The following is a 14,914-nucleotide window of genomic DNA, read 5'->3' as shown; positions in this document are numbered from 1 at the left end:
ATATTTAAATTTAATAGGATTTATTTATGATACAGGTCATTCTAGTTGAGGATCATAATGTGGTAAGAAATGGTATAAGATTACTATTGGATACTGATAGTGATATAAATATTGCTTTTGAAGCCGCTCAGGGTAAGCAAGTCTTGGATTATTTAAATTCAGGAGGCTATGCAGATATGATTTTGACTGATATTAATATGCCGGAGATGGATGGTATATCTTTATTAAAAGAGGTTAAAAGAACTCATCCAACTGTTAAAATCTTAATGCTTTCCATGCATGATCATGAATTGTATATTCAAAAAGCTTTTCAGAAAGGGGCATCAGGCTATTTACTGAAGAGTGTAAGCACGAATGAACTAATTTTCGCAATTAAACACATCAATAATGGGGGTAAATATCTAGGGACTGAGTTGACCATGAATCTTTTAGAGAGGAAGCCTTTAACTGGCCGCAGCTTTGTAGAAAAGGAGGAACTGAAAGTTGAATTTTCAATAAGGGAAGCTGAGGTTCTGCAACTTATAGCTGAAGGAATGACAAATCTCGAGATGGCCGATAAATTGTTCGTTAGTAAAAGAACAATAGAGGGCTATAGACAAGCAATGATTGAAAAAAGTGGGGTTAGAAATACAGCCGCATTAATTAGGTATGCCCTTTTAAATGGCATCTTAAAATCAAGCTCCTAAGCAGGAATTTAATGCCATTGGTTTTTATGGGTCATTCTCATGTGCTGAAGGAACATGCGTTCCCTATGCTTTCTTTTAGCCGCTTTTTTGGAGCGCTGGACGATATTCCAGAACAACAATGAAATCATGATCAATCCTATTCCATAAGCAACCTCAGGGTTTTTAAGGACTACTCCTACAAAATAGCACGTGCCAAAAACGAAGAAAGTAAGCATGATATAAATCCCAATTTTCATAATGTAAAGGTATTAAGAATTCATCTGCATTGCTCAGAATTTATCCACATTTTAGGACGAGGTGCTAAGCTGATGTCCTTCAGTTTGTTGTGTCAGCGAGGTGGAATTTTTGAATTGAAAATATCAGCCTTGCAGGTTGATGATTTTTATGGTAATGTGATCCTTTAATCCGTTATAGAATTTTTGAAGCACTTTTTCGAAGATAGGATCAGTGTCTGAAACAGCTGAAAATAAGGTCATGCAGGATTTTAACTTTAAATCATCAGGACTGTCAAAAATCCGATGGGCATCATTGGTCTCCAATTGAAGGAGCGTCTGACATAATAATATTAGTCTCGGACCTAAAACTCGATGATTTAGATATTCAGCGGCCTCTGCTAAGTCTGCAATTGCATATTGTTTATTGGTTTCAGTATAACCAAGTCCCTGGATTTGTGGGAAAATGTACCACATCCAATGACTTTGTTTTTTTCCCGCTTTTAATTCATTTAGTGCAGTTTGATAGGCTGATTTTTGAGCGGTAAGGAATCTTTCAAGGTTGTGTGACTTCATATTGGTAGCGTTAAAAAAAGGCATCTGGAAATGGTTTACCTAATGTAGTAGTTTATTCATCATAAGAAAAGTATAAGTGTATAAATATTAGCTGGCTGTAAAATTCTGAGTCCACCACCTCGGCATCCGGGTTCAGCTTTGTCCGGTGCATATTTCCCCAATCCGACATGGCCCTCAGCATGGGCTTCATACTTAAACCGTCCGCGTTGAACGTTACACTGAAGGATTCATGAAACTGGTGAATAATTAAACTCTTTTTTAAGATTTGTCTACTAATATTTTTAGTTTATATTTGTGGTTCTGAAGTTTAAGCTATTTTTATGAGTTTTAATGCATTGCATTGTTCTGAAGAAAACATACTCCGTCAACCAATCAGTTGTTATGGGGAAACGCCCTGGCATAAGAACTGGAAAAAGGCTTTTCCTGCTTCTTTTCAGGAAGTCTGCTTTTGGGATGAGCTGACCAGACAGCACCATCGGGCCGACGTATACACCGCTTGTGGTACTGCGATAGAATTTCAAAATTCACCAATCGCTATAGAGGAACTGGAAAGCAGAGAATCTTTTTACCCTAAACTGGTATGGGTTTTGAATGGAAGAAAATTTAAAGGCTTTCGTATCTTGAAGCACTTGCCAGATGTAGATGATCCGAGTCTTGCTGCGTTTGAATTTTGCCACAGTGACCACCTTTCAATGATCAGGAAATCTGAGCTTTTTAATGGGATGCCAAAACCTAAAATATTAAACTTCCATCATCCGGAACTGAAAAAAATCCCATTAACCAGTCACTATTACTCTTTTTGCTGGAAGCATCCGCATCGCGTATGGTACCAGGCAAAATGTCCAATTATAGTCGACCTGGGGGGGCATTTTCTTTATCAGCTTAAACAGCGCACACAGTTGTCCGGAAATTATTCATATCTCCACATGATTCCCCGAAAGAACTTTATCTCTACATACTGGCAGGTCTAAGGGCTTTTAATCGCTGGGTACTCAAAACTTTACCGGATACGGCTTGTTGTTGAAAGACAAAAAGCGATATACCTATGGAAACAAATAAAGAGATCATTAGCGACCTGAAAGGATTGGTCAACATCGTAAACGATGGAAAAGAAGGTTATGAATCTGCAAGTGAGGCTACTTATAGCAAGGAGTTAAAAGCGGTGTTTTTAAAATATGCTGCCCAGCGTGCTGCTTTTGCGGTTGAACTAAAAAACCACATCGCCCAGCATGGAGGAAATTCGGATAATGAAGAAGGCGGGATTTTAGGCGTTTTGCACCGTACCTGGATAGACATCAAACAGGCAATCAGCAGCAAAGAGGATACTGCTATTCTTGAAGCAATTGAGACAGGAGAAAATGCGGCGCTTGAAAAGTATGATAAAGTGCTGGAAGATGATACGGCTCATGCAGATCATATCGCGCTATTGCAAAGACAGCGAACCGGAATCCTGGAAGCTTTAAAAGAGATGGAGACCTACCACCAGCGCCTGCTGCGATAAGGTCATTATACTGGATTTAATTTTTTACTGTCCTAAATTATTTTTATGAAACGAATACTGATGATCTTGACTTCCCATCAGCTGATGGAAAATACCGATAGTAAAACAGGCGTATGGCTTGGAGAATTTACTGATCCTTATTATGAGTTTATTGATCAGGGTTACCAGGTGACGCTAGCCAGCCCTTCAGGTGGGAAACCTCCTGTAGATGGCATGAGTGAATTAACAGAAAATATTACAGGTGCTAACCGTAGGTTTTTGGATGATGAATCGGCGCAGGAGGCATTTGAGCATACTCATAAGCTTGCAGAATTGGCTGCGGCTGATTTTGATGCCGTGTTTTTTCCAGGAGGTCATGGTCCGTTATGGGATCTGGCCACTAATGAACTTAGCGGAAAACTCATTCTGGAGTTTTTTCAAGCGAATAAGCCTGTGGCTGCAGTCTGCCACGGCCCGGCAGCTTTAATTAAGGCAGCAGAACTCGTACCGGGTTTATTATCGGGCAAGCGACTCACTGGTTTTACCAATGCCGAAGAAACATTAGTAGGCCGGTCGGATAATATTCCGTATAAGCTGCAGGATAAACTGGTTGCCCTTGGTGCTGATTTTAAATCTGCCTTAGTCCCATTTTTCTCTCATGTAGAAACCGATGGGCTGTTGATTACCGGGCAGAATCCTCTATCAGCAGGGCCGACTGCAAAGGCTTTAATTGAGCTTTTGCAGCAGGATATTAAGAATTAATCAATAGAGGTAATACGCTATAAAAAGCCAGGCTTAGAATTGCGATCTAAGCCTGGCTTTTCTGTAGATAAGTGTTTTGATCCGGGGATTATTTTTCTATCGGTTTAATGCGCTTTAAAATCAAAGATAACAGGGATACGTAAACTACGTAGGCGACAAATATATAATAGCCTGGCTGCAAAGAGGTATTATTTTGTGTGACCGTAGAAAGCAGCTCTTCCTGTATATTTAAACTAGAGAGCTGACTCTGCAAGATCCCATTTAAGCCAATATAAGTCATCGCAATGCCAACCACCATCACATCCGCCATATCCCATTTGCCTAAATCTAAAGCTAAGAATCTAACCAGTTTATGATCAGCGTATTTTTCCCTTCCCCAGATCAGTACGCCTTTACCCACCATCCGCAATACCGGTAGAATGATCACGAAAAGCATGATGAGGATCCCAACCAGTACGGAATCAGGTTTAGGCTGCTGAACTAAGGACGCAATCACTCCAGTGATACTTTTGCTCTGGAAAAATAATACCTGGTTGTTAAAAGCTAGCTTTTCACTAAGCAGTGTAAAATTTAGCGATTGAATGCGTGCGTCAACTTCTATGATGGAAGCTGTGATACCGACCAGCAAGAGCACAAATGCAAACAGCAAAGAGAGAATATATAGTGTAGTATGCAGGCTTACTTGTCTCTTGAGAAACAGCCAGAGGCTTAAGGCCAGCAATAAACAGCCAATCATCGCATAAGTGTACTTATACAGCAATGTTTGATTGCTGCTCAACTTTGAATGGATCGTTTTCTCAAAGTCTGGGGTATTATTGACGTGGTACTTTTTATAAATATGCCTTTTCACGGTAACGCTGGCGGGCTCCGTATTGTCGAAAGTTTCTTTTTCCAGCTGGTCGACTTTACTGCTGATGATGCTTTTTATCCTTTTCTTACTTGCAGGCTTATTGATTTTCTCTACGATTGTAGCAGCGAAAGTGGGCACTTCAGCCTTGATTTCTTCCGGGTCAACGATGGCGTTGAATGCCAGTTTTTTGAGTTTGCCGCCAATGCTCTTCTGTGGTTTATTGACCTCAGCTACTGCCTGATCTACAAGACCGTTCAATTGCTTTGCTACCTTTTTCTGAAGGTCCTTTTTCTGGAGGGAAGTCATGTTAAATTCGTTGACCTTCTGATCAACTACAGCAGCCATTTTCTCGCGCCACTGGTCTACGGATAGGATGCCAAAGGTGATGTTGTTGGCTACGCTGTAATCTGTTTTGATCTCCTGCTGCTGATTAGAAAGTACAGATACGTGGTAACCAAACCAAGCCTCCGCGCAAAGCAGCAAACTCAAGCCGGCAATAAGCAGTGATTTGGACAAGACTGTTTTTCTAGTGATTTTCATGCGGAGAAATGAATTTTAGTATGGTCGACAAAATAAGCCCGTATAATACAAAGCTGATGAATATGATAAATCCAGGCTGGAGTGCAGTATTGTTGGTCGTAATGACATTTAAATCGTCACTTTTTATATTTAAGCTCTTCAATTGGCTATCTAACAGCCCATTCAGGCCGATGTAAACCATCAGGATGGCAATGACGATCACATCTGCCATGCTCCACTTACCCGATTGAAAAGCGAAATATCTGATGATCCTGTTTTTGGCAATCTTCTTTTTGCTGAGGAGGTGAATGCCGGTCGCACTCAGTTTCATGACGGGGAAGAGGATGCTAAAAATCAAAATCAGAACGCCAACCAATATCGCATCTGCAGCGGGCTGCGCCATCAATACGCGGACTACATCTAGAATACTCTTGCTCTGAAAAAATAATACCTGATTCTCAAATACAACATGTTCCCCCAGCACCACAAAATCCACCGCTTTGATCCTTGCATCTACCTCAATCATAGAGGCGGTTAATCCTATAAAAAGTAGAATAAATGCAAATAGCAAGGACATGATGAAGAGAGTGGCATATAGATCAGCCCGTTTTCTTAAGATCCACCATAACGATAAAACGATAGCGATACAGCCCAGCATTGCAAAGGAGTAATTGTAGGTGGCAGTCCTGATCTTCGAAAGGGAAGAAATCAGTTTCTTGTTTAATTCTTCATTAGAGGAAGCCCCGTATTTTTTGTAGATTTTTTCAGTTGCAGCCTTCGTAGCGGCTACAGTGCTGTCCAGAAATTCCGCTCTTTCCAATGCATCAAACTTGGACATCGCCACTTTGCTGAGCTTTTTTTTATTCCTGGGGTTATAAACCTTAGCAATGATTTCCTCTGATAAACCAGGTGCCTTTTTTCTGAAGTTATCTGTGTGGACAAAACTCTTTACTAAAAACTTCTTAATCTTTCCATCAATGGTTTTTTTCGGCTTATTAATCAGCGCCTCGGCCTTATCGATAAGTGCAATTATGATTTGCTCGACCTCCTTCTGGAGCGCTTTCTTTTGTTTTGGGCTGAGGGTAAAATCACGGATTTGATGACTAACAATCCCTGCTACCTTATCCCGCCATTGTTCCACAGAGAACAATCCTGAGCTGATGTTATTGATATTGGAGTAATCTTCTTTAATTTGTTCCTGCTGCTCTGAAAGCTGGTGTAAATGGTAACCAAAGTATCCTTCCGCACTTAATAAAATTGCAAGGCCGAAAATCAGCAAAAGCTTAGAAAAGGCGGGCTTCTTTCTGGAAATAGGAGGTTCATGCATCGGCTTCGAAATGGACTTGTTTCAATAGTTATTTTATTTCTTCTGATGAACAACGCCGGATTAACATTTGTTTTAAATCCATTTAAATGATTTGAAATAATAAAAAGAAATTGGGCAATTATAAACTGGTTAATAAATAGTAAAATATATAAATATTCTTATCTTCAGCAGATAGCATTAGAAATGCTGAAAAATTCTTTATAACACCTCAGATTTATGAAAATTGCAGTTTTTAGTACAAACCAATATGACGAAGATTTTTTAAACCAGTACAATACCGGACATCAAATCACTTTTTTTAAAGTGTCCCTTTCCGAAGAATCTGCAGTTTTAGCGGCTGGATTTGAAGTCATTTGCATCTTCGTTAATGATGTTTTGAACAAAGTTATCCTTGATAAATTGCAGCAATCCGGTCTAAAGTTAGTGGTGCTGCGCTGTGCAGGATTCAATAATGTGGATGTCCAGTACGCGGAAGAATTGCAGATTCCGGTTTTGCGTGTTCCAGCTTATTCTCCGGAAGCAGTTGCTGAACATGCCATGGCTTTGATTTTAACGCTCAACCGAAAAACACATAAGGCCTATAACCGGGTTAGAGAAGGTAATTTCTCCCTGGAAAAGCTAATGGGTATAAATCTAAATCTGCGTAAAGTTGCCGTTATTGGCACAGGAAATATTGGACAAGCTTTTTGTCGGATTTTAAAGGGATTTGGCTGTGAGATCAAAGCTCATGATCCTTTCCCATCGCAGGAGATGCAGCAATTAGGGGTAAAATATGGTTCCCTGGAAGAAACATTGGATGGTGCTGATATCATTTCATTGCATTGTCCGCTGACTGCCGATACGCACTATTTAATTAACGAACAGCGCCTCAAATCTATTAAACCTAGTGCGATGCTGATCAATACCAGTAGGGGTGGACTAGTTGACACCAAATCCGTTATTCTAGCCTTAAAATCGGGTGTGATCGGTTCGCTTGGTCTGGATGTTTATGAGCAGGAATCGGATTTCTTTTTTCATGATTTTTCTGAATCGATCATTGCGGATGAACAGCTGAGTCAATTGATTTCTTTTCCAAATGTACTGATCACCGGTCACCAGGGATTTTTGACGCAGGAGGCCCTGACAGAAATCGCCAAAGTAACCTTTGGTAACATTGATGCTTTTCAAAGCGGGGCACCATTGGTAAATCGTATTGAAATGCTTCGCTAAGTAGGTAAATCAGGAAGATTTCAGTACAAATTGCTATAGAAAATGATCATTGCAGGATAATTGTTAGGAAAGATATGCGAAATGAGCGTTAATCCAGGATTGGATAACATTCTCGTTCTCTGGCCTACTCATGCGCTGATTGGCCCAGTTTCCAATAGGAGTAAGCCTTCCATTCATTCCTGCTCAGCGCTGGTAGAGTTTTTAGGAAATCCTGAATTTCAGTGATAGCCCTCGACTCGGCGGCAGCAAAAATGAACCTGGTTCCCTGACTAGGGATCTTTGCCCAACGAAATAGCTCAGGAAGAGCAGAGCCGATACCTGGTGTTGCGTTGAATAACCAAACCACATTTACGCCCGCCGGGTGTTTAAGTTCTATCATATCTTCTGCTCCCCGAACCTCTATCAGAGCCTCGCCAATGGCATTTTCCTGCATAGATTCCAGCAGTACACTAATAACAGGCAGAGCGGTATGGTCTCCAGCAAAAAGATACCAGTCAGCAGGCTGAAAGATCTTTTTATCCTTTTTTTTCATCATTACGCCTAGCTGGTCACCTATTTCAGATGAAATCGCCCAGGCAGAAGCAGGCCCCTCCTCACCATGGGCAACAAACTCAATGGTCATTTCCTGTTTTTCCAGATCTAGGTTTCTCAAAGTGTAAGTTCTCATCACTGTTACTGCAGTTTCATCTTGTGGTACTCCAGTTATTGGAAAAATAACCTTTTTAGATCCTTTGACTGGAACCAGCAGTTTATTGTTGTCGCCAATCTCAGCATTTTTGAAGTTTTTCAGGTCCTCACCCTCCAAAACCACACTGATGTAATGTGGACTGAGAAAAGTTTTTGATTTTATAGTGAGTATGCCCCTCATCATTTCATGTTTCATCTTTTCTTGCTTTATATCGTCATTCATCTTAGGGCAAAGTTAGGAGGAGCTACAGTTATAGATTTGTACATTTCTCATAAACATTGGTACATTTCAGAGAATCCTATGGTTTAAGATGTTGTTATTTATACCTTTAATCCATGAGGTCTTTAAGGCAATTTAGTGCAGTAAATGTGCAGCGCGTTACCTTCAGCGAAGGTGTAGAACAGGAGCTTGTCAATGATTTTTACGAGTTCCTCTATATTTGTTCGGGGACTGGCAAATTAAAAAAGGGTGGACAGGAGGTCAGCTTTGAAAAGGGCGATATCTTTTTTATCAACCGCATGAAGCAATATCGTATTTCGGCTAACACTGAAATAGAATTGATTACAAGCCGCTTTACAGAAGCAGGAAAACGTGTGTTAAGGGGGCTGATCGATCAAAGTAGCAATGTCATCGTTTCCCTGTCGAAAGCAAAGTCTCCGCTAAATCTAAAAGTGCGACTGGAAAATAATGACCGCGCACTTGCCGAAAAGATAGTTTTCCTGATGCTGGATATGAACGAACATCCTGAAAAAAATGAGAATCTATTTTATTTTCAACTGCTGAGCCTTGTCGCTATCATTGAACGTAACCTCTCGTTTGGGGAAAATAAAAACCTGAAGCAATCAGGCCTGAAGATGATTGATAAAATATTAAAGCATATCCATAAAAATATAAAAGATCCTAAAATGCTAGCCCTTCCTTTTATGGCGGAAACTTTTCGAATGCCATTACATCAGCTGCCCATTTATTTTAAACAAGAAATAGGCATTTCAATTAAAGGATATATAGGTCGTGAGAGATTAACAGCAACAGCCTATTTGCTGACCCATACTACGGATACCATTTCTCAAATCTGCCGCTCATTTGGCTATTCGGATGAAAGTCATTTTTATAAACGCTTCAAAAAGCAATATGGCCTGAGCCCATCCGACTACCGGCAGAAGGCATCTCGATGAAATAAATGATGTTTATATAAATGGTATGTGTATAATTGCAGCCCTTAAATTAAGGATAGCAAATTGCTGAAAAACTGATGGTCGACTTGAATAAATTAAATAATGATTGATAACGATACGAAAAGACTTTCACGTCTAACCGCAATTTTGACTCAATTACAAACGCGGCATACATTGACGGCAACTGAACTTGCCAAAAAGTTTTCAGTAAGTACTAGAACCATATATAGAGATATAAGAGCGCTGGAACAGGCAGGTGTTCCTGTTTTAACGGAGGAGGGGAAAGGTTATCGATTAATGGAAGGTTATAGAGTGCCGCCAGTCATGTTTACCGAAAAACAGGCAAACGCTTTAATTCTCGCCGAGCAACTGGTACTTAAAAATAAAGACACCTCATTTGTAAATGATTATATCGAGGCTGTAGAGAAAATTAAAGCAGTATTGGGTTATAAAGTTAAAGATAAAGCGATGTTACTTACAGAGCGAACTCGTTTTGAACTCAATGTAAAAAGCGCGAAAAGCAGTAATAACCTATCTGATCTTCAGCTTGCCTTAACCAACTTTCTAATCATTAAAATTGAATATATAAATGAAGCTGGAAGTATCTCTGATCGATTAATTGAGCCCTTTGCTCTAGTCAGCACAACAGAAAATTGGTTGTTGATTGCATGGTGCCGCTTAAGAGATGAATTTAGGTATTTTCGTATAGACCGAATCCGAAAGCTGGAAGTCCTCGATGAGAAATTCAGTCCGCATCAGATGACCTTGCAGCAATATTTTGATAAATACTATTAATATTTATTTCCGATTCAATCTTTCCATAATAAGGGAGGAGAAGCTTTTTACGCCAATTTTTATGCTTTCTTCATCAACCATAAAATTAGCTGCATGATTCATTGCAACCAATCCTTTTTCTAAATTTGATCCACCTAGAAAAAAATATACGCCCGGTACTTTTTGTTGAAAATAGGCAAAATCATCATTAAAAAAAGGAACCTGTCCATAACTGCGGACAATTGAATGGTCGCCATAAATTCCTTGTAAGATCTTCATTGATTTTTTTGTTAAATTTTCATCATTGTATATTGTGGGGTTGCCCTGAATAAACGAAACTGAAACTAATTGCGCTGTGTAATTTTCTTTTTTGATGACTTGCTCGATTGCAGGTATTATTTTTTCAAGCTGCGCTTGATTCGTTTCATATAAATAGGTGTCTAAAAACAGTTCTTCATTTTTTGAAGATATCATGAAATTTTTATCCATAATGAGGTAATCATTAAAGATGGTATTTGGCTGCATTAATCCATCTCTGTGGTCACTCATATTTTGCACTTCCCAAGGTTTACTATCGTTCTTTGCGCGTGATAAAGATTGATATATTTTGCCGGCAAGTGCTTTGGCTTCTTCATTCGTTACGCTATTCTTAAGTTTAATTCTGACGCGCTTTTGGTAGGCAAACATTTCATTAGGTTTAACCATAATTTGTCCAACCGGTAAAGCCGTTACATGTAGTGCATAAATTTCAGAAGGATCAAATTTAGAAACTAAACCATTGTCAATCATGTTTTTTGCTCCGGCAAAAGTTTCTTCTTCTGGCTGAAATAGGAGATATACGGTTCCCTTTAGTGATTCTTTATGTTTTGCAAGGATTTCGGCTATTCCCAGTCCAATTGCTAAATGCACATCATGGCCGCAACCGTGCTGCACACCTGGTACTTTAGACTTGAAACTCAGCTGCTCAGGGAAGTCACTTGGCAAGGCATCCATGTCAGCTCGCCATGCAATTTTTCTTGTTCCTTTTTTGCCTCCTTTTATAATCCCTACAACACTGTGCGCGTAAATAGTGGTATCAACCTCAATTCCTAAATTCAGTAAATAGTCTTTTATGACTTGCTGACTACGTTTTTCTTTGCCTGCCAGTTCAGGGTGGGTATGAAAATCCCTTCTGATCTTTACCAATTTATCATAAATTTTGTCGGTTTCCATACCAATCAATTTGTGATCTAGGACATTGATCTTATTTGTCTGTCCGAAGCTCAATAGACCAAGCATGGTAAAGATGATGGATAGGGTAGTTTTCATGTGATATATTCTACCATGTAGGACAACACCAAATGTTTTAATGTTACACCCTTTTATCCAGCCCACCATATTTTTCAAGGATGTTTAAGAAAGATGTCAGTCTTACTCCAGTTCAGTATAGAGAACAGTTTTTGAATATTCCATAGCTCTATTCTCAAATTTACCTGTATAGCGAGTAGGTGTTGTTTTTTATCCAGAAAACTTACGCTTTCGTCTTTTAAAAAAGCCATTCCTGCTGTCCCATGACATATAGCTGAAACCACCCCATTTTTATTGTAGATTTTTCTTGAAATCTCTTGGATTGCAGTATCCTCTGTTACGCCAGACATTGGAGGACCACCAGTATAAAAAATGGCTTGGTAATTTTCGGCAGTAATTTCACTGGGCTTCATCGTATGCTCCAATTTATCCATAAAGCAACCGTCGTATAAATACCTTTTTTGAAGGCTGTTCGAAGTATTGATATGATCAATGGAAATTGCTCCACCTTTTGGGCTGATGAAATCAACGGTGTATCCCGCCTTTTTAAATATATCGTATGGAACGGTGATCTCCTCAAAGTGGTTGGATGCAGCTATCTTTTTGTTTCCATAAAAATCCCGGTTTGAAGTGACAAATAAGATCCTTTTCTGTATAGGGTTGCTTGTGGAATATAAACCTAAAAAACCAAGTAATAAGACTATGATCTGGTTCATATTATCGAAAATTTCAAGGGTTATTATTACGTTTTTTGCAGCCAAAATCACTCTTAGTATCGCTTACTTGAGTATTTACATTTAGACATGGAGGATGAAGGCCAATAGATAAAAATACTGTTCTCATTTTTAAGTTTTTAACTGTTGAATAATGAGGGCAATTTCTATGATATTCGGCTTTTATTGGCTGTGATTTATAGATTAGGAGTTTGATTCTATAATATTGAACTTATTTTGAGTATGATTTCTGGTATTCTGCCGGCGTTAGACCTGTTATTTTTTTGAATGCAGTAAAGAAGGTCGATTTTGAGCTAAAACCACTATCGTAACCCAAGCTTTCGATGGTAAAGTTTTTCTCGGTTTCCAGTAGTTTCTTTGCTTTTTCAACTCTGTAGCTACTAATGAGGTTTGAGAAAGATTTGCCAAGGATTTCATTTAGATACTGAGAGAGTAGGTGCTTAGATACTTTCAGTTCTTTTGCGGCTTCTTCCAGCGTGAAATTTGGATTTAGAAATAGTTCTTTTTCAATGATGATAGGTAGTTTTTGACCAATGAGCTCTAGTGTTTTTTTGTCAATCTCCTTATTTTTATATTTCTCTTTTTCTTGAAAGAACGTGATTCCATTACTATTCCTGAAGATTAAAAGCAGCACATTTACATACAAAATAAATGTAAATGACAAGGCCCCGGCTATATAAGAAGTGTATGGAGAGGTAGTGTAGGCGAGCCAAATCAAGGTAACCCCCAAATAGATGCTCATTACCCATACATCTATTTTACGTAAATTTTCTTTGTCTTTAATTTTCTGGAAAACAGGCTGAATGCTTTTGAAAGACAAAATGATATAAATTAACCACTGGATAGAGATGGCTTTTATAATCCAGGTGCTCCAGATTGCACGATGGTCAACATAAGGATAAAAAAAACCTAAAATTGTGAGGACTCCCAAATAGGGGAACACATGTCTGGTCCAATTTGATTTTTCACCTTCCGCATAGGTCTTTAGGTATAAAAAAAGAAATGGACCAATCAGAACGCAGGCTGAAAGTCCGATTTGAATAAAAATATTAGATAAATGAGGATTGAAATAGAAGAAGACGGATTTAAGGATTCTGATGCTTAAAACAAGTAATAACAAAGATAAAAAGTAGTTTGTGAAGATTTTCTTTTTAGCATTTATGGCAAAGTATATGGAGAGCAGGAGACCATTAAAAGCTCCTAAGGCACTAAAGAAGAAAAGAAACTGACCTGAATCTGTCATTATTTGATGAAGTTAAATAGTTGTTGATGCATTATCCATCGGTGAAAACCGAAAAAAACATTGTTGAAGTTAGTTATTTTATATAAAATAATTAAGCAGCAACTTCATGATGCCGCTAATTTTGAAAAATTTTAAACCCTGAGCCGCATTTCATCAGCGGACTTAAAAAATAATAAACATGAAAATGCCCTGTTAAGAAGAAAACGAATAAAAAAGGTACATTTGAATGACCACCACTATAGCCCATATATGAACGTCGGTAAGGAACTCTTGTTTTTTTTTAGTGCTCTAGGAGCTTTTAATGGGCTTATTCTAAGCTTATACTTTTTTTTGTTTACCAGGAAAAAATACCTGAGCAGTTATTTTCTCGGCGCACTGCTGTTAGTCTTGAGTGTTCGGATTGGAAAATCAGTTTTTGTCTATTTTGATGGTCATCTGCCTAAGATTTATCTGCAGATTGGTCTTTCCGCCTGCTTTTTTATAGGTCCTTTCCTTTATTGTTTTCTGAAGTCCGCGGTAATGGGATTGGAGCGAATTCCTGAATCCTGGAAATGGATGATGGCTTCGTTATTTCTACTGGTATTGATCACTGGTATAGGCTATCCTTATGAAAATTATTCATGGCTATGGAACCAATACCTTAGCAAGATTATTTATTTACAATGGTTTATTTATATCGTCATTTCGACCTTTGTGATAAAAGGAATACTGAAAAAAATATTCAGCAAAGTCCAGCAGCTGAATCCAGCTGAAAACTGGCTGCTCATGATCTTCTTCGGGAATGTAGTGATCTTCATTACCTTTTTTCTAAGCCTGATCCGGGCACCATTCATGTCCTATATCAGCGGTTCAATTGGTTTTTCCCTGATATTGTACCTGATTATTTCGGTGCTTTTGTATAGAAAGAAAACCGACGACCTGTTTTTGCTCAGTCCGAATAAATATTCGGGTAAAAAAGTCAATGATGACGAGGTTGGAATTCTGCTAGGGAAACTGGAAAAAGTCATGAGACAACAAGCGATGTACAGAAATCCTGATTTAAAATTAAGTGACTTATCAAAAGGGGTAAATGTAAGCAGTCACCAATTGTCACAGTTTTTAAATGATAATCTGGGAAAGAACTTTACAACTTTTGTCAATGAATTCAGGATCAATGAAGCCTGCAGTATCATCTCAACAGATCACCGGCTAACCTTGGAATCTATAGGTTATGAAGTTGGGTTTAACTCAAAGTCTACTTTTTTCGCCGCATTTAAGAAACTGAAAGGAACTACGCCCTTCAGTTATCAGCAGCATACATTACAAAAGTAATGGCCGGTATTTGAACCTGATTCTTCGTATTAATTTATAAATCTGTACTCCTGATTCCTGTTTCTGGAACCTGATCGAGGT

At 38.7% G+C, this 14,914-nt stretch carries 16 protein-coding genes; 8 read left to right on the top strand and 8 right to left on the bottom strand.

What is annotated here, in order from left to right; translation table 11 throughout:
- The first annotated feature begins 26 nt into the window (after nt 1-26).
- Entirely contained in the window at nt 27-686 is a 660-nt protein-coding gene (locus H9X96_RS11195) for a response regulator transcription factor (protein WP_187666368.1), read from the top strand.
- A gap of 8 nt (nt 687-694) precedes the next feature.
- Here the strand turns inward: H9X96_RS11195 and H9X96_RS11190 are convergent, their stop codons facing one another.
- Both H9X96_RS11190 and H9X96_RS11185 read right to left on the bottom strand, forming a co-directional pair.
- Entirely contained in the window at nt 695-922 is a 228-nt protein-coding gene (locus H9X96_RS11190) for a hypothetical protein (protein ID WP_187666367.1), read from the bottom strand.
- Nucleotides 923-1,045: 123 nt separating this feature from the next.
- Nucleotides 1,046-1,474 carry a DUF1810 domain-containing protein gene (locus H9X96_RS11185; protein ID WP_187666366.1) on the bottom strand — a complete coding sequence of 143 codons (429 nt, stop codon included), beginning with the start codon at nt 1,472-1,474 and terminating at the stop codon, nt 1,046-1,048.
- A 320-nt stretch (nt 1,475-1,794) separates the two neighbouring features.
- Here H9X96_RS11185 and H9X96_RS11180 point away from each other — a divergent pair, with 320 nt between their 5' ends.
- From H9X96_RS11180 to H9X96_RS11170, 3 genes are all read left to right on the top strand, one after another.
- Nucleotides 1,795-2,445, top strand: a complete 651-nt coding sequence (locus H9X96_RS11180; RefSeq protein WP_187666365.1) for a competence protein — start codon at nt 1,795-1,797, stop codon at nt 2,443-2,445.
- A gap of 74 nt (nt 2,446-2,519) precedes the next feature.
- Nucleotides 2,520-2,975 carry a PA2169 family four-helix-bundle protein gene (locus H9X96_RS11175; RefSeq protein WP_187666364.1) on the top strand — a complete coding sequence of 152 codons (456 nt, stop codon included), beginning with the start codon at nt 2,520-2,522 and terminating at the stop codon, nt 2,973-2,975.
- Nucleotides 2,976-3,020: 45 nt separating this feature from the next.
- Nucleotides 3,021-3,716 (top strand): type 1 glutamine amidotransferase domain-containing protein, encoded by a 696-nt coding sequence (locus H9X96_RS11170; protein ID WP_222943889.1) that lies wholly within the window; start codon nt 3,021-3,023, stop codon nt 3,714-3,716.
- Nucleotides 3,717-3,804: 88 nt separating this feature from the next.
- On the opposite strand, the gene H9X96_RS11165 is transcribed toward H9X96_RS11170, so the two are convergent.
- The gene (locus H9X96_RS11165) at nt 3,805-5,106 is read right to left on the bottom strand and encodes a paraquat-inducible protein A (RefSeq protein ID WP_187666363.1); all 1,302 of its coding nucleotides are present in this window, start codon (nt 5,104-5,106) and stop codon (nt 3,805-3,807) included.
- Nucleotides 5,093-6,412 carry a paraquat-inducible protein A gene (locus H9X96_RS11160; protein WP_255431082.1) on the bottom strand — a complete coding sequence of 440 codons (1,320 nt, stop codon included), beginning with the start codon at nt 6,410-6,412 and terminating at the stop codon, nt 5,093-5,095. Before H9X96_RS11160 ends, H9X96_RS11165 begins: the two co-directional genes overlap by 14 nt.
- 216 nt (nt 6,413-6,628) lie before the next feature.
- Between H9X96_RS11160 and H9X96_RS11155 the strand changes: the two genes are divergently transcribed.
- Nucleotides 6,629-7,621 carry a 2-hydroxyacid dehydrogenase gene (locus H9X96_RS11155; RefSeq protein WP_187666362.1) on the top strand — a complete coding sequence of 331 codons (993 nt, stop codon included), beginning with the start codon at nt 6,629-6,631 and terminating at the stop codon, nt 7,619-7,621.
- Between the two features lie 124 nt (nt 7,622-7,745).
- Here the strand turns inward: H9X96_RS11155 and H9X96_RS11150 are convergent, their stop codons facing one another.
- The gene (locus tag H9X96_RS11150; RefSeq protein WP_187666361.1) at nt 7,746-8,531 is read right to left on the bottom strand and encodes a siderophore-interacting protein; all 786 of its coding nucleotides are present in this window, start codon (nt 8,529-8,531) and stop codon (nt 7,746-7,748) included.
- 113 nt (nt 8,532-8,644) lie between these two features.
- Here H9X96_RS11150 and H9X96_RS11145 point away from each other — a divergent pair, with 113 nt between their 5' ends.
- A complete protein-coding gene (locus H9X96_RS11145; RefSeq protein WP_187666360.1) occupies nt 8,645-9,484 on the top strand; it encodes an AraC family transcriptional regulator in 840 nt (279 codons plus the stop codon).
- A gap of 102 nt (nt 9,485-9,586) precedes the next feature.
- Nucleotides 9,587-10,279, top strand: coding sequence for a YafY family protein (locus H9X96_RS11140; RefSeq protein WP_187666359.1), 693 nt, complete (start codon nt 9,587-9,589; stop codon nt 10,277-10,279).
- Nucleotides 10,280-10,282: 3 nt separating this feature from the next.
- Here the strand turns inward: H9X96_RS11140 and H9X96_RS11135 are convergent, their stop codons facing one another.
- From H9X96_RS11135 to H9X96_RS11125, 3 genes are all read right to left on the bottom strand, one after another.
- Nucleotides 10,283-11,566 (bottom strand): M20 family metallopeptidase, encoded by a 1,284-nt coding sequence (locus tag H9X96_RS11135; protein ID WP_255431081.1) that lies wholly within the window; start codon nt 11,564-11,566, stop codon nt 10,283-10,285.
- Between the two features lie 74 nt (nt 11,567-11,640).
- Nucleotides 11,641-12,306, bottom strand: a complete 666-nt coding sequence (locus H9X96_RS11130; RefSeq protein ID WP_187666358.1) for a DJ-1/PfpI family protein — start codon at nt 12,304-12,306, stop codon at nt 11,641-11,643.
- Between the two features lie 184 nt (nt 12,307-12,490).
- Nucleotides 12,491-13,522: an AraC family transcriptional regulator gene (locus tag H9X96_RS11125; protein ID WP_187666357.1), complete on the bottom strand. Its 1,032-nt coding sequence runs from the start codon at nt 13,520-13,522 to the stop codon at nt 12,491-12,493.
- A gap of 330 nt (nt 13,523-13,852) precedes the next feature.
- Between H9X96_RS11125 and H9X96_RS11120 the strand changes: the two genes are divergently transcribed.
- Nucleotides 13,853-14,833 (top strand): AraC family transcriptional regulator, encoded by a 981-nt coding sequence (locus tag H9X96_RS11120; RefSeq protein WP_222943887.1) that lies wholly within the window; start codon nt 13,853-13,855, stop codon nt 14,831-14,833.
- Nucleotides 14,834-14,914 lie beyond the last annotated feature (81 nt).

Origin of the sequence: Pedobacter sp. N36a (assembly GCF_014472395.1) — a bacterium.
GTDB lineage: Bacteria > Bacteroidota > Bacteroidia > Sphingobacteriales > Sphingobacteriaceae > Pedobacter.
The sequence above is the reverse complement of the archived record's forward strand: the minus strand, read 5'-3'. Positions and strand labels throughout refer to the sequence as shown.